Raw genomic sequence first — 18,246 nt, 5'->3', positions numbered from 1 at the left:
TGTCCTTTATTCGTCATCATCAAGATGCTCTTTGATCATCACCAGGAAAGGTTTGCCAAAGCGCTCCAGTTTGCGGTGACCCACGCCGTTGACGCTGAGCATCTCCGACGCGCTGACCGGCATCTGTTCTGCCATCTCTATCAGTGTGGCGTCATTGAACACCACGTAAGGCGGAATATTCTCTTCGTCGGCGATCGCTTTACGCAGCTTACGCAGCTTGGCAAAGAGTTTGCGATCGTAGTTGCCACCCTGAAACTTCGCCGGACTATTGCTTTTTGTTTTCGCGGTGATTAAACGCGGCACTGCCAGCATGAGAGGCACTTCACCGCGCAGCACCGGGCGTGCTGCTTCGGTCAGCTGTAGCGCTGAGTGCATAGCAATATTCTGCGTCACCAGCCCCAGATGGATTAACTGGCGTAACACGCTGACCCAGTGTTCATGGCTCTGATCTTTGCCCAGCCCATAGACCGGCAGTTTGTCATGGCCCTGCTCACGGATACGCTGATTATTGGATCCGCGCAGCACCTCAACGATATAGCCCATACCAAAACGCTGGCCTACGCGGTAGATGCCGGAGAGCGCTTTTTGCGCTTCAACCAGACCGTCATAACGTTTAGGGGGATCGAGACAGATATCGCAGTTGTCACACGGCTGCTGGCGACCCTCACCAAAGTAGTTCAGCAGCACCAGACGACGGCAGGTCTGTGCTTCGGCAAACGCGCCCATCGCGTTGAGCTTGTGGCGCTCAATATCCTGCAGCGGTCCCGGCACTTTCTCTTCCAGGCATTTACGCAGCCAGGCCATATCGGCCGGGTCGTAGAGCATCATCGCTTCGGCTGGCAGGCCATCACGTCCGGCTCGTCCGGTTTCCTGATAATAGGACTCGATGTTGCGCGGAATGTCGAAGTGGACCACAAAACGGACGTTGGGCTTGTTGATGCCCATGCCAAAGGCCACCGTCGCCACCACGATTTGCAGATCATCACGCTGGAAAGCTTCCTGTACCCGGCCACGCTGTTCGCTGTCGATTCCGGCATGGTACGCCCCGACGCTGAACCCCCGGCTTTGCAGTCGCGCAGCGGTGTCTTCCACCTTCGCCCGACTGTTGCAGTAGATGATGCCGCACTTGCCGCGCTGATCCTGAACGTAACGCAGCAGCTGATCGGTGGGCTTGAATTTCTCTACCAGCGTGTAGCGAATATTGGGCCGGTCAAAGCTGCTGATCTGGATCAGCGGATCCTGCATATGCAGCAGGTTAACAATGTCGTTGCGGGTGGTTTCATCGGCGGTCGCGGTCAGCGCCATCACCGGTAATTCCGGGAAGCGTTGACGCATCTTCCCAAGCGCGCCATATTCCGGGCGGAAATCGTGGCCCCACTGAGAAATACAGTGCGCTTCATCCACCGCCAGCATCGCCGGTTGCCAGTGCGCCAGACTTTCCAGGAAATTATCCATCATCAGGCGTTCAGGGGCGATATAGAGCAGCTTAACCCGACCCGTACGGCAGTCAGCCATCACCGCCTGCTGCTGATCGCGCGTCATGGTGGAGTTGAGATAGGCTGCCGCCACGCCATTCGCCAGCAGCTGATCGACCTGATCTTTCATCAGCGAGATCAGCGGCGACACCACCAGCGTCAGCCCCTCGCGCACCAGCGCCGGGATCTGATAACAGAGCGATTTACCGCCGCCGGTGGGCATGACCACCAGACAATCGCGCCCGCTCAGCGCCTCATTAATGATCGTCTGCTGACCGGGACGAAAATGCTGGTAGCCGAAGGTATCCTGCAATACCTGCTGCGCCAGCGCTTCCTGATTAAGAACTGCCGAGGTTGCCACGCGATTCCTGTCTTACGTTAGGGATTAAAACAAGTCGTTAAGTGTTACACCCACACCCAGACGCGTCTGGCGATGGTTGTAATCGATCAGTGATTCACCGTAACCGCTAAATACCTGAGTATAGAAGCGGACATGCTCACTGATAGGATAACTCCAGCCCATCGTCGCGCCGCCATAACCGCTGTTCCAGTTATAATTGCCTTCGACGCTGAAGATACTGTCGCCGAGCCGGTAGCCCACTTTGGCACGGTAGTAACCCATATATTTGGTGATATCAGGGTTATCATCGCTGCTCTCCCCTTCCGGGATGCGATACCAGGGTTTGATTTCCGCCAGGAAGTTACCGTTTTCTGCCATCAGACGTGCATAGACGCGGTTCCAGCTACGTGAGGTGGGATCGCTTCGTCCATTAGATTGGTGATTCAGACCCAGTTCGATATCACGCAGTGTCCAGCCACCCAGCGAGTAGTCGGTCGCCCAGCCCAGGAAAATCTGCGGCTCATAGTTGGTCTCACGGAAGGGCGAGGACTCCGCGCTATTCGACAGCTGCCACCAGGAGCGCTGGGTGTAAGAGGCTGCCAGCACCGAGTTGTCGCCCAGAATACCGCGCCACAGTGGAAACGCCAGGCTGAGCTGGAATTTCACTTCATCTTTGCGGGCATTCTCTCCCCAGTTATAGGAAGAGATCGCCTCTTTATTAAGGTCGCTGGTATAGGTGTAGAGCAGATAGTTGTTCTCGTAAGGATAGAGAACAAACGGGTTATCATGCTTCTCAAGCAGGTTAGCAATAATGCTGCCCTGCACCTGTGGCGCGTCGTGAACCTCTTTAATCCGGGCTTCATCCGCCTGCGCCAGTGCAGGAAATATCAACATTGCCGCCAGCAAGGCGCGATGCTTACGCATATAATTCTCCGGTGAGCAGCTGCGTATCAGAATAACTGAAAGGGTGTCGTAAAAAGCAGGCCATTCTACACGCAAATGGCAGTGAGCATGAGTGCTGATTTCTTAAACTGGAAACACCCTCGCAGGCGGAATAGAATACACAACTCGTTTATGTTACGCGCCCCTCTGGCCCGATTTTTTCAGGACACATCATCATGTCATCACCCGTGCTGACACAGCAGGACGCTCGCCAGCTCGTCGGCGAAATTTTCGTTTATCACATGCCGTTTAATCAGGCACTGGGCCTGGAGCTGATGCGTCTTGATGCAGACTACGCAGAAATTAGCTTCAATAACAAAACCATGCTGGTAGGCAACCAGGCGCAGCAGATTCTGCACGGTGGCGTTATCGCATCGGTGCTGGATGTCGCCGCGGGTATGGTCTGCGTCAGTAATGCGCTAACGCGTCAGGAGAGCATTACTGAAGCCGATCTGCGCCAGCGTCTTTCGCGTATGGGCACCATTGATATGCGTGTTGACTATCTGCGTCCCGGACGCGGCGAACGCTTCACTGCGACCAGCAGCCTGCTGCGCGCCGGTAACAAAGTCGCCGTGGCTCGCGTAGAGCTGCACAATCAACAGGGCGACTATATCGCTACGGCTACCGCCACCTATCTTATCGGCTAATCATGCCACTGAATGGAACGCATATGGATACGCAACAAACCCGCCAGGGCGTTGGCTTTGCACTGGGTGCTTACTTTATCTGGGGCATCGCACCCGCTTATTTCAAGCTGGTGAAACAGGTTCCCGCGACAGAAATCATGACGCACCGGGTGATCTGGTCTGCACTCTTTATGCTGTTACTGATTACGCTGAGCCGCAGCTGGCCAGGCGTTCGCAGCGTGCTGCGCCAGCCTAAAAAAGTGCTATTGCTGGCGCTGACGGCCGTAACGATTGGCGGCAACTGGCTGCTGTTTATCTGGGCAGTCAACAATCAGCATATGCTGGAAGCCAGCCTGGGTTACTTTATTAACCCGCTGATTAACGTGGTGTTCGGCATGCTGTTTCTGCGCGAACGTTTTCGCCGCCTGCAGTGGCTGGCCGTGCTGCTGGCAACCGTCGGCGTGCTGGTGCAGCTGTGGCAGTTTGGATCATTACCGATTATTGCGCTGGGCCTGGCGCTGAGCTTTGCCCTCTACGGTCTGATGCGCAAAAAGATTCAGGTCGATGCGCAGAGCGGCATGTTGATTGAAACCCTGTGGCTGTTTCCGCTGGCGGCAATTTATCTGTTTGGCTTTGCCGACAGCGCCACCAGCCATTTATCCGCTAATCCGCTGAGTCTCAACCTGAAGCTGATCGCGGCCGGCATTGTCACCACCATTCCGCTGATGCTGTTTGCGGCGGCCTGCAGCCGGCTGCGCCTCTCCACTGTGGGCTTTTTCCAGTACCTCGGTCCGACGCTGATGTTTGTGCTGGCAGTGGTGTTTTACGGTGAAACCATCACGCCAGACAAGCTGGTCACTTTTGCCTTCATCTGGCTGGCGCTGCTGGTGTTTGTCTGCGATGCAGTGGCATTTTCATTCCGTTCCCGTTCCCGTGCGCGCGTAGCGTGAAATAAAGCGCGCTAAAGCCGGGCCGGTCAGCAGGATGGTAAAGAGACGCAGGGTCTGCATCGCCATCACAAACGCCATGTTGACCTGGGTTCCGGCCGCAATAATCGCCACCGTGTCCAGTCCGCCTGGACTGGTGGCGAGATAAGCCGTCATCAGATCGATACCCAGCATGTGCGTCAGCATCCACGCCAGCCCGCCACACAGCAGCATCAGCCCGAAGATGGAAGCCAGCATCTGCGGCAGCGTGCGCAGTGCCAGCAGAAAGATCGGACGGGTGAAACGCAATCCCACGCTCCAGCCAATCAGCGCATAGGCCACAGCCAGCAGCCATTCCGGCACCTGTAATACCGCCATATGACTGCTGTTCAGTGCCGCACCCGCCAGCGCGGGCAGCAGCAGCGCGCCAGAAGGAATGCGCAGTCGTGTGCCCAGCCACGCGCCCGTCAGCATCACGACCAGGGTAATAGTAAAGCCGCGATTCAGCGCGGGGAACCAGAGCGGCGAAACACTGTGGGCTTCATCGCCCAGTCCGATGCGCGCCACCAGCGCGGCCGCTGAGGCAACAAACAGCACCCGAAGATACTGCATAAAAGCGACCAGCCGGACGTCAGCTCCAAAGTCCCCCGCCATCGCCACCATGGCCGATGCACCGCCGGGCGACGACCCCCAGGCACCGGTCGGGCCAGGCAGATGACTGAAACGTACCAGCAGAAAACCGGACAAGCCGCTGGCCGCCAGCGTCAGCAGTAGCACCGCCAGCACGATCGGCCAGTCCTGAATCAGTGGTGTCAGAATCGAAGGCGACAGGCTCTGGGCAATCATGCAGCCCAGCACGGCCTGAGCAAGCAGAAAGAACCGTCTGTCAATGCGCAGCGTAGCACCCGACAGCCCCATCACCACACCCACAATCATCGGTCCCAGTAACAGCGCGGCGGGCACATGGAAATAGTGCAGCACCGCACCCAGCAATACGGAGATAAGCAGCAGCAGCGTCCACTGCGCACGCAACGAAAAAGCGTCCATAAGAAGTTAATTAATTGTAAAAACAGGAGGGTCAGAGTACGCAGAAATCGGGACGGGAGCCAGCAGAACGGGCCATCTGAGATGGCCCGTGGCTTTTTTAAAGCCAGTTTTTACGCTTGAAGTAGAGATAAGGCGCCAGTCCGGCCAGAATCATCAGGCCGATAGCCGCAGGATAACCGAAGCTCCATTTCAGTTCCGGCATAAACTCGAAGTTCATCCCGTAGCTGGAAGCGACCAGCGTTGGCGGCAGAAACACCACGGAAACCACCGAGAAGATCTTGATGATGCGGTTCTGTTCGATGTTGATAAAGCCCATCGCCGCCTGCATCAGGAAGTTGACCTTCTGGAACAGTGATTCGTTATGCGGCAGCAGCGATTCGATATCGCGCAGAATTTCCCGCGCCTGCTCCAGCTGATTGCCCGGCAACCGCGCTTTACGCACCAGGAAGTTCAGGGCACGCTGAGTATCCATCAGGCAGAGACGTACTTTCCAGCCGATATCCTCCAGTTCCGCGAGCCGCGACAGCGCCTGATCGTACTCTTCGCCCTGCTGACCTTCCATGATCACCCGGCTGAGTTTCTCCAGCGCGCTATAAATGTTTTCAATTTCGTCCGCCAGCTGTTCGATTTTGGTTTCAAACAGGTCGAGCAGCAACTCAAAGGCATTGCCGTCGATGAGGGTCTGGTTACGGGCGCGCATGCGATAGAGGCGGAATGCAGGTAGTTCACGTTCGCGCAGCGTGTAGAGGCGGCCTTCACGGATGGTGAACGCCACGGTGGAGTTACCGGCGTGGTCGTCAGCATCTTCATAGAAGAAGAAGGAGTGGATATGCAGACCGTCTTCATCTTCGAAGAAGCGTGCCGAAGCCTCAATATCTTCCAGCTCAGGCCGTGTTGCCAGGCTCTGACCCAGCTCCGATTGTACGCGGTTACGTTCGCCCTCTTCCGGCTCGATAAGATCGACCCAGACGGAGGTAGTCAGTTTGTCGTTTTCGTCTTCCAGCTCCAGTCGCGTCAGGCGGCTGTGATCCAGTTTAAATGCGCTCAGCATAGCAATACTCCCCATTGCAGACTAAATGGGACAAGGCAGTCCGCCGTTCCTCAACATGGAACGTACGGCCTGAACACGGAAACAGAGTTTCAGAGATAAATCAGTGCTGACTCGTGCGACGGAATCAAAAAGGGAGGTCGCTGATAACCGCTAAGGCTACCCGCGTAAAGAGGTAGCCTTAGATGTTATTCCTGGTATCCAGGTCATTGAGCCAGCATCGACTGGGCGTGTCCAAGGCATTGTCCTCTCATGATAATAGTGGGCGCATGTTACGCTGAGACGAAAAAGCCGTCAACCGGACGCTAAATCGTTTCCAGCTTCGCGTAAGCCGCCACCAGCCACTTGATTCCCTGCCCCTGAAACGCCACCTGCAGGCGGCTGTGCTCACCGCTGCCTTCCAGATTAATGATGGTGCCTTCGCCAAATTTCGCGTGATGAACACGCTGACCCAGCGCGAATCCGCTGTCATTTTTGGTCACCGGAGCACCCATACGCTGATGACTTACCGGACGGCTCACGCTGGCGCGCAGACGCACTTCTTCGATGCACGCTTCGGGCAGTTCGCCGATGAAACGGGAAGGCCGGTGATACACTTCCTTACCATAGAGTCGGCGGGTTTCAGCGTAGGTCAGTGTCAGCTTCAGCATGGCACGGGTCACGCCGACATAAGCCAGACGACGCTCCTCTTCCAGGCGACCGCCTTCATCCAGCGACATCTGGCTCGGGAACATCCCCTCTTCCATGCCGACGATAAAGACCTGACTGAACTCCAGCCCTTTTGCCGAGTGCAGCGTCATCAGCTGAACCGCATCCTGCCATTTGTCTGCCTGACCTTCACCCGCTTCCAGCGCCGCATGAGATAAGAAGGCCTGCAGTGGCATAAGATCTTCATCTTCATCCTGATAGCTGAACTGGCGTGTCGCCGTCACCAGTTCCTCAAGGTTTTCAATACGCGCCTGGCCTTTCTCACCTTTTTCCTGCTCATACATCAGCCACAGACCAGAATCTTTGATGACCCGGTCGGTCTGAACATGCAGCGGTAAATCGGCCGTTTCGGTAGCCAGTGAATCGACCAGCTCACAGAAGCGTTGCAGCGCAGATGCGGCACGGCCAGCCAGCGCGCGGCTTTGCAGCAGTTCGCGCGTTGCCTGCCACAGCGTCATCTGACGCTCACGTGCCGTCTGACGCACCACGTCGAGCGTACGATCGCCCACGCCACGTGTCGGGGTGTTTACCACGCGCTCGAATGCCGCGTCGTCATTGCGGTTCGCCATCAGACGCAGATAGGAGAGCGCATCTTTGATCTCCTGGCGTTCGAAGAAGCGCATGCCGCCATAAATACGGTACGGCATACTGCTTTGCAGCAGCGCCTCTTCCAGCACACGCGACTGGGCGTTGCTGCGATAGAGAATGGCGCAGTCGTTGAGCGCGCCGCCGTTCTCCATCCAGACCTTGATGCGGTTAACCACAAAGCGTGCTTCATCAAGCTCATTAAAGGCGCAATAGATAGAGATCGGTTCGCCATCGCTGCCTTCGGTCCAGAGCTCTTTACCCAGACGGCCATTGTTGTTGGCGATCAGGGCGTTGGCAGATTTCAGGATGTTATTGGTTGAGCGGTAGTTCTGCTCCAGACGGATGGTTTCCGCGCCGGGGAAGTCCTGCAGGAAGCGCTGAATATTCTCGACCTGTGCACCGCGCCAGCCGTAGATCGACTGGTCATCATCGCCCACGATGATGACACGACCACTGTCGCCTGCCAGCATCCGAATCCAGGCGTACTGAATGTTGTTGGTATCCTGAAACTCATCCACCAGAACGTTGGTGAAACGCTCGCGGTAGTGATTAAGGATGTGCGGTTTGTTGAGCCACAGCTCATGGGCGCGCAGCAGCAGCTCGGCGAAGTCGACTAAACCGGCACGGTCACAGGCTTCCTGATAGGCCTGGTAAATGCGCAGCCAGGTCTGCTCAATGGGGTTGCCGTAACTTTCAATGTGCTTTGGCCGCAGGCCTTCATCTTTTTTACCGTTGATGTACCACATGCCCTGACGTGCAGGCCACTGCTTGTCATCCAGGTTCATGGATTTAATCAGGCGCTTGAGCAGACGCAGCTGGTCTTCACTGTCGAGAATCTGGAAATCCTGCGGCAGACCGGCGTCAAGGTGGTGGGCGCGCAGTAAGCGGTGCGCCAGACCATGGAAGGTCCCGATCCACATTCCGCCCTGACTGGTGCCGATCAGATGCTCGATACGGTGACGCATCTCCGCGGCCGCTTTGTTGGTAAAGGTCACCGCCATAATCGAATAGGGTGAGCAGTTCTCCACGGACATCAGCCAGGCAATACGATGCACCAGCACCCGCGTTTTACCACTGCCCGCACCTGCCAGCACCAGCAGGTTACTGCGCGGAGCCGCAACGGCAGCGCGCTGATTGTCATTCAAACCATCGAGCAGTTCAGAAACGTCCATAAGCACCGTTTACCAGAGAAAAAGCGTCGTCGTCGCGCTGTTTATTCCACCTGCCGCAAGGCATTATCACTGCCAGTCAGGCGGCAACACAGATGCCGGAAAAAGTACGGCGGCAAGGCAGAAAAAAAGGAGACGACTGGATAAATTTACAGCCATTATAGCAGTGAGGTGAGTGATGCCAACCGCGAAATTTCGACATGCGGCAACAGGCGCGCAGCCGGGATATGCATCAGGTTGCCCTGCCGCAGGTTTATCCAGCAGGCCTGTAATCCGCAGCGCAGTGAACCCGCGACATCGGTGGTGAGGTCATCACCCACATGCAGAATATGGTGTGGTGCGATATCAAGGCGTTGCGCGGCAAGCTGATACATATCCTGCCACGGCTTAGCGCGTCCATCCGGCCCGGCCCGCAGCGTAAACTGAAAGTAATGCGCAATACCCATTTTTTCAGGGCAGGCATTACCGTTGGTGACCGCCACCAGCGGGATTTTTTCCGCCAGCACTTTCAGCGTCTGATGCGTCTCATCCGGCATCTCGACCTGACTCCGCCACGCATGGAAGACCGCCATTACGTCTGCTGCACCCGCTGTCGCTTCAGCGGCAGAGAGGCCGACATTCAGCATCGCCAGCTCTACCGAACGGCGTCGCCACTCCGAAACATCATGATAGATTTCAGGCTCACGCTGCAGCAATTCGTCACGCAACTGCTGATAATCCTGCGGCGTGAAGTCACGCAGCGCCGGATGATAGGCCTGCAAAGCGGCATGGGATTCAAGGGTGGTGCGACGGATCACCGGGTAGTTATCGTAAAGCGTGTCATCAAGGTCGAAGGTCATGGCTTTTATGGCCGACAGCGGACGATAAAACTTCATTCGTTCTTTCCTCGTTTGGCGCGGGGATGCGCAGCGTCATACACCGAAGCCAGATGCTGGAAGTCGAGATGGGTGTAGATCTGGGTCGTCGACAGATTTGCATGCCCCAGTAACTCCTGCACGGCACGCAGGTCGCCGCTGGATTCCAGCAGATGCGTGGCAAAAGAGTGTCGCAACTTATGTGGATGGATATGGCTCGCTACACCCTGTCTGATGCCCCATTCGGCAAAGCGCTTCTGCACGTTTCGTGGCGAAATGCGGTTGCCGCGCGTCGACAGAAACAGCGCATCATCCTGACCGCCGAACGTTTCACGCAGCGGCAGCCAGTGCTGGATCCAGGTGACCGCCGTGCGGCCAATCGGCACCCGGCGCTCTTTGCTGCCCTTACCCACGACCCACACTTCACCGGAATCGAGATCGACATGGCGGCAATCCATATTTACCAGTTCAGAGAGACGCAGACCGCCACCATACATCACTTCCAGCATCGCCCGGTCGCGCACCGCCAGCGGATCGTCAAGGTCGATCTCCAGCAGCTGATTCACTTCATCAACATCGATATTTTTAGGAAGATGGCGCGCTTTACGTGGCGTCATTACCCCTTTGGCAGGATTAGCGGAGAGCAAACCCTGACTCACCTGCCAGTCGAGAAAACTCCGGAGAGCGGAGAGGCGCAGCGCAAGGCTGCTGGCAGAGAGGCCGGCGCGACGGCTGCGTGCCGCCATACTGCGTACCTGCGCTGGTTCCAGTGATGTCCAGCTGCTGAGCTTCATCTCATCCGCAATCGCCAGCAGCGCGGCAAGCTGTCGCGCATAGCTGCTCTGGGTTAACGGACTAAGCTGGCGCTCCACTTTCAGGTAGCGCAGAAATCCATCGACGGCTTCCTGCAGCGTGCTGCTCATGCGCGTTCAACCCAGCGGGAAAGCAGACCAGGCATCATCTGTGACAGGTACTGTAACAGCAGTGTCCCCATGCCCGATTGGTAGTGCTGGCTATCGCGACTGCTGAACACCAGCACGCCGAGATCGCCCTCTTCGCCTATCAGCGACATGGCAACCGAACCGATCGCTTTGGCCTGCGGCAGCAGCAGCAGCAGTTCCGGCCCATTAATATTACCGAGATAGTGATGCTGGTTGCCGAAGCGCTGAATACGCAGCGGTTCAAACGCCTGACGCGACAGGCTCAGTTGAAAGAAATCGGAGGGTGCGCCCAGCAGCCATTTATCGCTGAACAGCCGCACATTGGCACCCGCCAGGCCCAGCTCGCGCGCCCAGCGATGCAGGCGGTTGAGCATATCCTGCAGCGAGTCAGCTGCGGCCAGATGGCTTTCCAGCGAAAGCAGACGGTCAAACAGTTCGTGGTTCGCGCTGGCCTGTTCCATCAGCAGGGTGATCTCTTCTTCCAGCTGCTGGATGTGGTTGCGTTGCCGTGCCATATGCCACTCGACCAGTGAGACGCTGCCGCGCACCGGGTGCGGCACGGCCATCTGTTCAACTTCGCGGGCATTGCGAATGAAGAAATCGGGATTCTGCCGCAGATAATGACTGACGGCCTGATCGTCCAGCAGAACCGAGGTGTCAGCCTGCTCTTCGATATTTTTCATAGATGAATAAACCCATCGTAGACGTGTGTCGCAGGTCCGGTCATGTAGAGCGGCTGACCGGCACCTTTCCAGGAGATATGCAGCGTGCCGCCGGGCAGATCGACACGGACGTCAGGTGCCAGAATGCCCTGCTGAATGCCGCATGCAACGGCAGCACAGGCGCCACTGCCGCACGCCTGTGTTTCACCCGCTCCGCGTTCGTAGACGCGCAGGCGGATATGTTCGGGATTGATGATCTCCATAAAACCGACATTGACGCGATCCGGAAAACGTTCGTGGCTCTCCAGAATCGGGCCCAGCAGTTCAACCTGGGCGGTTTTAACACTCTCCACCTGGATGACGCAGTGGGGATTACCCATCGACACCGCACCCATCATCACCGTCTGCTCGGCCACGCGCAGAAGATAAAGATTTTCGGCTTTGTTCGCGCGGAACGGCACCTGCTGAGGCTCAAAGTTGGGCTCGCCCATGTTCACGCGCACCTGATCGTCAGGCGTCACAGTCAGGACCATGCGGCCATTCTGGGTGCTGACCCGGATATCGGTTTTGTTAGTCAGCCCTTTAAGCTGAACAAAGCGGGCAAAGCAGCGCGCGCCGTTGCCGCACTGGGCCACTTCACTGCCGTCGGCGTTGAAAATGCGATAGTGGAAATCGAGATCGGGATCGTAAGGCGGTTCAACAATCAGCAGTTGATCAAAACCAATCCCCTGATGGCGATCGGCCAGCCGACGGATCAATTCCGGTGAGAAGAAGACGTTTTGTGTCACCGCATCCACAACCATAAAATCGTTGCCGAGACCGTGCATTTTGGAGAACTGCATTTTTTGCTCCGCCGGATAAGCCATCAGATTAGTTCGCTTGTGAGCCTGAATTACCGGTAACCAGCCCACCCACATCGGCTTTAGTCGCATCCGCTTTCTGGCGTTCGGTCGGCGCTTGTTGTTTCTTCGGCTGATCCTTCGGTGGGAAGTAGAGCGGTCCTTTCAGACCACAACCTGCAAGGCTGGTTACTGCCAGTGTCATGGCCAACAGGCTTATTACTTTCTTCATTCTTTATGCTCTTCATGTCCTTTACCTGGATGCTTATCATCGCAGTTGAAGGTGGAAAAGCAACAGGAAATCCCCGCTAATAGCGTGAACCGGGTGACAAGCCAGAAAGATAGCGGCTACCTGCAGAACGCAGGCAGCCCGTCAGCATCAATGCACCTGATAGCGCGGTTGATAGTCGCCGTTGTCGTTGTCAGGCTGCGTCGTACACAGCTGCGTCAGCGTCTGACTACGGAACGGAATGACCTGGAAGCGCTCACCCGTGTTCACAATCTGATAGAACTGCGGCAGGTTGAAGTTGATAAAGCTCGATCCATAGGTAAAGCGATCGTGTGATGAAGAGTAGAAGCGGCTGACGTCGCGCACCAGCTCCTCCTTGCTGCCTTCACAGTGATGATAGACCTCAACCCGATTAGTCTCATCGAGAATATAGATATTGAAGCCGCGCTCATCCGTGGTGTTTTCAAAGAAGAACTGAATGATGCCTTCGCTGGCATAGCCGTTGACCACCGGTGGCAGTGGCGTCTGGTTCGTTTCGACCTTGATCGACAATCCGTGCAGTTTGTTGTTAGAAATCGCGCCATAAAATTCCACCGCGTTTTCCAGTTTCTGCACAGAGACACTCATGCGTTCAAAGAACAGGCCCCAGGTTTCGCCTGCCATGCGCAGCGCTTTAAAGCGGCCTGGCTCCTGACGTGTGCTGGAGAGACGCAGCTCAATGCACTCTGAGACCAGCTGCTGCACGCGCGTGCGGATCAGGCCGCGCAGATGCTGGCTGTAACAGAACACTTCCACCGTATCCGGCGGTGCGGCATCCTGATGCATCTTGCCGAGAATGGTTTTCAGCCCTTCGATCATCGCCTGTTCACCGCTGAAGTGCAGTGTACGCACCTCATTCCAGGAGTTGCGATAGAGCAGATCGATACTGCCAATCAGACACTGCTGCTGCTGGCCAAAGCTAAAGACATCCAGTTTGCGGAAGTCGAAGTGCACCACCTGATTGCGGAAGGCTGCCGTCGGATCGTGCTCAAGGTTAACAATAATCGCCAGGTGACGTATTTCGCACGGGCTGTAGAGCGCTTTTGGTGTCGGCGAAGGCAGACGCAGCGGGAAATGGCTGGAAACATCGTTAACCAGCTCCTGCAGACGCGCCAGATCGCAAATCTCATTGCCTTTAATATGCAGCCGGGTTTTGCGGGTCAGCAGACCATTGAACCACGCCCACGCCACCAGCTTGTTCAGGTAGCGGTTATATTCCAGCGGCTGATGGCTGATGATCGAATTCATATCCGGTGCCTGGTTATAGAGATACCAGCCGGAACGGTTGGCACGGCCAGGCGGCACATGAATAAAGGTCAGATTCGGTTCAGAGAGATCAGGCGAAATCTGCGGATTTACCAGCGTCACTTTGCCCGGCAGCGCTTCAAATGCGGCATACAGTTTACGGGTCAACACACCGATATCCTGCGGGCTGGCGCTGACGCTTAAGTTATTGCGACGGGCAAAACGGATCAGGTTGCGATAGCTCTGCATCATCGCATCCAGCAATTCGTTATGGGCTTCACGTACCCGCTCGATTTTCCACTCGGCACGGTTGTCCAGAATGGCGATCTTCTCTTCGTTCCAGCCCCACTCTTTTACCAGCTGCGATAAAATTTCACGACGCCAGCCGGTGCGATGCTGATGATCTTCGGTGCTGAGCTTTTCACACACTTTGAGATAGAAGCAGCGACGCACCAGGTCAAGGCGCGGCTGATCGTCAACGCTGGTCAGGTAGTGCGTCACGCGCTCCAGCATCATGCAATAAGGATCCAGTCCAAAGCAGATGATTTCACCGTCGTGCAGGCGCTGTTTGATATCCATCGCCAGCAGCTGCGTGTTCGGGTATTCCCAGCTGTAGGCTTCCAGCAGCAGCGTTTTCAGCACGGCTTTATAAGGCGAGTCGATGCTTTTATAGAGCTGCCACAGGCTGGCACCGAAATACTCTTCGGCTGATAGCGTGCCGAGGCCGCCCAGATCCAGCCACTCATTAGGCGTCAGCACGCCTTTGGCGTACAGCGACATCACATAGTCGTCGTAATGATGCTCTTCTTCGCCAGGCACCATATTCCACAGGATGCGTTTGCCCGCCATACGAACCGCGGTACGATAAAACTCATCCAGCAGTAAAATGTGTTGGGTTGAGCCGCAATCTTCACCGCCCAGGCTGCCGCTTTCATTGTGACGGAAGCGGTTCTCATCAATCAGGAAGAAACTGACTTCCACGCCCATTGAAACGCACCACTTTTGCAGCAGCGTGCATTTGCGCTGCAGATTCAGGCGCTCTTCATTATCAAGCCAGGATTGATGGCAGACCCAGATATCGAGATCCGAGACGCTGTTCTGGCCGACCGAGGAGGTACTGCCCATGGAATAGATCGCCGTGATCGGCATTTCGCCTTTCGGCGCATCAGCGTGGCGCAGGTCGCTGTCGCCGGTAAGATCGGCCAGCAACTGGCGCTGATTTTCATCAGGCGTGTAGAAGCTGATGCCATGTGGAACGCTACCTTCAAGGTAACCCGGCATCTGAGGATGTTGATAATGTAATAAGGTTGGCAGCAGACTGTAGACGCGCTGGAAAGCGGGTCCCATGGCAGCCAGCGCACGATCAACGCGCAGCTGGTTAATTGCATCCAGTCTCTGTTTCAGTGTCTCAATGTAGAGGTACAAGACGTTTCGCCTGATTGTCCCAGTGTTTAAGCACCCTGTTTCCACGCTCTGCCGCTTATTAAAGTAAAAAAGTGGGCAGATAATTGCTGGAAACGTGATCAATCTAACACTCGCCAGATTGACCGTAAAGAAAGTTGCGCTACTTAACAGTTTAGCACGTTCTTACCAGCTTCCCGCCTTTTCAGCACTGGTTCCCACGTTATGGCTTGATAAACCGGGCCTGAAACCACGCGCAGGCCGTTTTCAATCCGTTGAAACTGACAGTATTCACCCAGAGATGATAGGATATTCAGTGAACGATAAAAATGGTTAACAGCATGTTAGACAAAATTTTCAGAATTGCTACAAGACAAAGCCCGCTCGCATTATGGCAGGCACATTATGTACAGCAACGCCTCATGAGTGCCCATCCGGGATTGCGCGTTGAGCTGGTGCCTATGGTCACGAAAGGTGACATTATCCTTGATACGCCGCTGGCGAAAGTGGGCGGCAAAGGGCTGTTTGTCAAAGAGCTTGAGCTGGCGATGCAGGATGGCCGTGCCGATATGGCCGTGCACTCAATGAAGGATGTGCCGGTCAGTTTTCCTGAAGGTCTGGGCCTGGTGACCATCTGTGAGCGCGATGATCCGCGCGATGCGTTCGTTTCTCATCATTATGACTCTATTGACGCGCTGCCACAGGGCGCCATTGTTGGCACATCCAGTCTGCGTCGTCAGTGCCAGATTAGCGCGCGCCGTCCGGATCTGGTTATCCGCTCGCTGCGAGGCAATGTCGGCACCCGCCTCGGCAAGCTTGATGCCGGTGAGTATGACGCGATTATTCTTGCCGTCGCCGGGCTAAAACGTCTGGGACTGGAAGACCGCATTCGACAGGCAATGCCTGCCGAAGTTTCTCTGCCCGCCGTGGGTCAGGGTGCAGTTGGCATTGAATGCCGTCTGGACGATAGCGTCTTAATTAACCTGTTACGGGCGCTGAATCACGATGACACCGAAGTCTGTGTCAGAGCGGAACGCGCCATGAATACCCGCTTAGAGGGCGGCTGCCAGGTGCCCATCGGCAGTTTCGCGGTGCTGGAAGGCGATGACCTCTGGCTGCGCGGCATGGTCGGCGCACCGGATGGCCAGGTGATGGTCAGCGGCGAACGCCGTGGTCCACGCGCGCAGGCAGAACAGATGGGCATTTCACTGGCCGATGAGCTGCTGAATGGCGGCGCCCGTGAAATCCTGAAAGAAGTTTACCAGGGGCAGCCGCCGACATGACCATCCTGGTGACGCGCCCGGAACCCGCAGCGGCAGAGCTGGTGTCACGCCTGCATGCCCTTGGCAAACAGGCGTGGAGCCTGCCGCTGATTGAGTTTTCGCCGGGCGCTGACCTCGCCTCTCTGCCCCAGAAGCTCGCCGGACTTCGTGCTGGCGACCTCGTCTTTATCCTTTCTCAGCAGGTTATTCACTACGCACAGCACGCGATCAAAGCATGGCCTACTGAGCTGGACTATTATGCAATTGGTCGTAGCACTGCGCTGGCGTTTCACACCGTCAGCGGACAGCAGGTGACCTGGCCTCATGCTCATGAAACCAGTGAGGAATTGATCAAAATAAACACGCTTCAGCAGATTGCCGGTAAGCGTGCGTTGATCCTGCGTGGCGATCCCGGTCGCGAATTACTGGCAGAGACATTAACCCGGCGAGGGGCTGAGGTCACGTTTGCTGCCTGTTACCAGCGCTGCCAGAAGCATTATGATGGGCCAGTCGAAGGCCGCCGATGGCGCAATCGCGGTGTCTCTGTGCTGGTGGTGACCAGCGGTGAAATGTTACAACAGCTCTTTTCGCTCTTCCCCGCAGTTGATCGCGAGGAATGGCTGCTCCACTGCCGGCTGATTGTCGTCAGTGAACGTTTGGCTACCCTGGCCGCTGGATTAGGTTGGCAGGATATTCAGGTAGCCGATGGTGCCGATAACGATGCGCTGCTGCGCGCGTTACGCTGAACTTTAACAATGGGATGTGCCACATATGACGGAACAAAAAGACTCCTCCGCCATGGTTGAAGAAACCACCCCAGCGGTCGACCGCTCTCCTTCCAGCAACAGCACACCAGCGCGTAATGCGAAAAATGGTGGCATGGTGTTGGGAGCCGTTGCGATTGTCATTGCGCTGGCGATTGGTGCGGGTTTATACCTTAACGGGAAACATCAGGCTGATTTACAGGCACAAACCAATCAGAAGCTGAGCGATCAATTAAGCGCGTTGCAACAGCAGTCCAGCAGCGATAAGCAGCAGCTGACACAGCAACTGAGTGGCGCTGAAACCGCGTTGCAGACTGCCCAACAGCAGCAGAGCGCATCAGCAAAAGAGCTGGAAACCCTGCGTGAAAAAGTGGCCGTCATCTCAGGTAACGACGTGCGCAGCTGGTTGCTGGCACAGGCGGACTATCTGGTGAAACTGGCGGGCCGTAAACTCTGGAGCGATCAGGATGTCACGACCGCCGCTGCACTGCTGAAAAGCGCCGATGCCAGCCTGGCCGATATGAATGATCCCAGCGTAATGAATGTGCGTCGTGCGCTGACTCAGGATATCAGCAACCTCTCTTCCGTTACGCAGGTCGACTACGACGGCGTGATCCTCAAGCTGAATCAGTTGTCGAACAATGTCGATAATCTGCGTCTGGCCGATAATGACAGCGATGATGCGCCGATGGACAGCGATGGCGGCGAACTCTCAGGTTCCGTGCGCGAATGGCGTCAGAACCTGGTGAAAAGCTGGCATAACTTTATGGATGATTTTATTACTATCCGCCGCCGCGATAACACCGCACAACCGCTGCTGGCACCGAATCAGGATGTTTACCTGCGTGAGAATATCCGCTCGCGTCTGCTGATTGCTGCTCAGGCCGTACCGCGCCATCAGGATGAGATTTATAAACAATCGATCGACACCGTGTCCGCCTGGGTGCGCGCCTGGTACGACACCAATGATGCCGCCACTAAAGCCTTCCTTGCTCAGCTGGATGAGCTGAGCCAGCAGAATATCAATATGGATCTGCCGGATAACCTGGAAAGTCAGCCATTGCTGGAACAGCTGATGCAAACCCGCGTGCGGAACCTGTTAGCGCAACCGTCTGCCGCTGCTAATCAGCAGGGAGGCTAA

The 18,246-nt window shown here is 56.1% G+C and carries 17 protein-coding genes; 5 read left to right on the top strand and 12 right to left on the bottom strand.

The genetic code is table 11. From position 1 onward, the window contains the following. Positions 1 to 6 precede the first annotated feature (6 nt). Complete coding sequence (recQ, locus tag HZZ01_RS19150; RefSeq protein ID WP_179899027.1) at positions 7 to 1,836, bottom strand: ATP-dependent DNA helicase RecQ; 1,830 nt, start codon at positions 1,834 to 1,836, stop codon at positions 7 to 9. 24 nt (positions 1,837 to 1,860) lie between these two features. After that, positions 1,861 to 2,739, bottom strand: a complete 879-nt coding sequence (gene pldA / locus HZZ01_RS19145) for a phospholipase A (protein ID WP_136196090.1) — start codon at positions 2,737 to 2,739, stop codon at positions 1,861 to 1,863. 194 nt (positions 2,740 to 2,933) lie between these two features. On the opposite strand from pldA, the gene HZZ01_RS19140 reads away from it, so the two are divergent. Together HZZ01_RS19140 and rarD are read left to right on the top strand one after the other, a co-directional pair. Next, positions 2,934 to 3,404 (top strand): thioesterase family protein, encoded by a 471-nt coding sequence (locus tag HZZ01_RS19140; protein ID WP_179899026.1) that lies wholly within the window; start codon positions 2,934 to 2,936, stop codon positions 3,402 to 3,404. 23 nt (positions 3,405 to 3,427) lie between these two features. Beyond that, positions 3,428 to 4,333 (top strand): EamA family transporter RarD, encoded by a 906-nt coding sequence (rarD, locus tag HZZ01_RS19135; protein WP_179899025.1) that lies wholly within the window; start codon positions 3,428 to 3,430, stop codon positions 4,331 to 4,333. Here rarD and HZZ01_RS19130 read toward each other — a convergent pair. The 10 genes from HZZ01_RS19130 to HZZ01_RS19090 form a co-directional block, all read right to left on the bottom strand. After that, positions 4,298 to 5,356, bottom strand: a complete 1,059-nt coding sequence (locus HZZ01_RS19130) for an AbrB family transcriptional regulator (RefSeq protein ID WP_179899024.1) — start codon at positions 5,354 to 5,356, stop codon at positions 4,298 to 4,300. The two genes, rarD and HZZ01_RS19130, sit on opposite strands and share 36 nt — an antisense overlap. Before the next feature lie 97 nt (positions 5,357 to 5,453). After that, on the bottom strand, positions 5,454 to 6,407 hold the full coding sequence (corA, locus tag HZZ01_RS19125; protein ID WP_179899023.1) for a magnesium/cobalt transporter CorA: 954 nt from the start codon (positions 6,405 to 6,407) through the stop codon (positions 5,454 to 5,456). Positions 6,408 to 6,585: 178 nt separating this feature from the next. Then, complete coding sequence (gene ysgD, locus HZZ01_RS21215; protein WP_369690086.1) at positions 6,586 to 6,642, bottom strand: YsgD/CorL family protein; 57 nt, start codon at positions 6,640 to 6,642, stop codon at positions 6,586 to 6,588. A 67-nt stretch (positions 6,643 to 6,709) separates the two neighbouring features. After that, complete coding sequence (gene uvrD, locus HZZ01_RS19120) at positions 6,710 to 8,872, bottom strand: DNA helicase II (RefSeq protein WP_179899022.1); 2,163 nt, start codon at positions 8,870 to 8,872, stop codon at positions 6,710 to 6,712. Positions 8,873 to 9,027: 155 nt separating this feature from the next. Beyond that, positions 9,028 to 9,744 carry a 5-amino-6-(5-phospho-D-ribitylamino)uracil phosphatase YigB gene (gene yigB / locus HZZ01_RS19115; protein WP_179899021.1) on the bottom strand — a complete coding sequence of 239 codons (717 nt, stop codon included), beginning with the start codon at positions 9,742 to 9,744 and terminating at the stop codon, positions 9,028 to 9,030. Next, positions 9,741 to 10,646, bottom strand: coding sequence for a tyrosine recombinase XerC (gene xerC, locus HZZ01_RS19110; RefSeq protein ID WP_179899020.1), 906 nt, complete (start codon positions 10,644 to 10,646; stop codon positions 9,741 to 9,743). Before xerC ends, yigB begins: the two co-directional genes overlap by 4 nt. Beyond that, entirely contained in the window at positions 10,643 to 11,347 is a 705-nt protein-coding gene (locus HZZ01_RS19105) for a DUF484 domain-containing protein (RefSeq protein ID WP_179899019.1), read from the bottom strand. Before HZZ01_RS19105 ends, xerC begins: the two co-directional genes overlap by 4 nt. After that, positions 11,344 to 12,168, bottom strand: a complete 825-nt coding sequence (gene dapF, locus HZZ01_RS19100) for a diaminopimelate epimerase (RefSeq protein ID WP_179899018.1) — start codon at positions 12,166 to 12,168, stop codon at positions 11,344 to 11,346. The genes HZZ01_RS19105 and dapF overlap by 4 nt, the downstream gene beginning before the upstream one ends. A gap of 28 nt (positions 12,169 to 12,196) precedes the next feature. Further along, the gene (locus tag HZZ01_RS19095; protein WP_179899017.1) at positions 12,197 to 12,397 is read right to left on the bottom strand and encodes a lipoprotein; all 201 of its coding nucleotides are present in this window, start codon (positions 12,395 to 12,397) and stop codon (positions 12,197 to 12,199) included. Between the two features lie 147 nt (positions 12,398 to 12,544). Beyond that, positions 12,545 to 15,103 (bottom strand): class I adenylate cyclase, encoded by a 2,559-nt coding sequence (locus tag HZZ01_RS19090; RefSeq protein WP_179899016.1) that lies wholly within the window; start codon positions 15,101 to 15,103, stop codon positions 12,545 to 12,547. 317 nt (positions 15,104 to 15,420) lie between these two features. On the opposite strand from HZZ01_RS19090, the gene hemC reads away from it, so the two are divergent. The 3 genes from hemC to hemX are packed head-to-tail and all read left to right on the top strand — an operon-like array spanning position 15,421 to position 18,246. Then, positions 15,421 to 16,362 (top strand): hydroxymethylbilane synthase, encoded by a 942-nt coding sequence (gene hemC / locus HZZ01_RS19085; protein WP_179899015.1) that lies wholly within the window; start codon positions 15,421 to 15,423, stop codon positions 16,360 to 16,362. Continuing rightward, positions 16,359 to 17,087 (top strand): uroporphyrinogen-III synthase, encoded by a 729-nt coding sequence (gene hemD, locus HZZ01_RS19080; RefSeq protein WP_179899014.1) that lies wholly within the window; start codon positions 16,359 to 16,361, stop codon positions 17,085 to 17,087. Before hemC ends, hemD begins: the two co-directional genes overlap by 4 nt. A gap of 25 nt (positions 17,088 to 17,112) precedes the next feature. Beyond that, a complete protein-coding gene (hemX, locus tag HZZ01_RS19075) occupies positions 17,113 to 18,246 on the top strand; it encodes a uroporphyrinogen-III C-methyltransferase (RefSeq protein ID WP_179899013.1) in 1,134 nt (377 codons plus the stop codon).

Origin of the sequence: Pantoea sp. WMus005 (assembly GCF_013415305.1) — a bacterium.
Taxonomy (GTDB): Bacteria; Pseudomonadota; Gammaproteobacteria; order Enterobacterales; family Enterobacteriaceae; genus Pantoea; species Pantoea rara.
The sequence above is the reverse complement of the archived record's forward strand: the minus strand, read 5'-3'. Positions and strand labels throughout refer to the sequence as shown.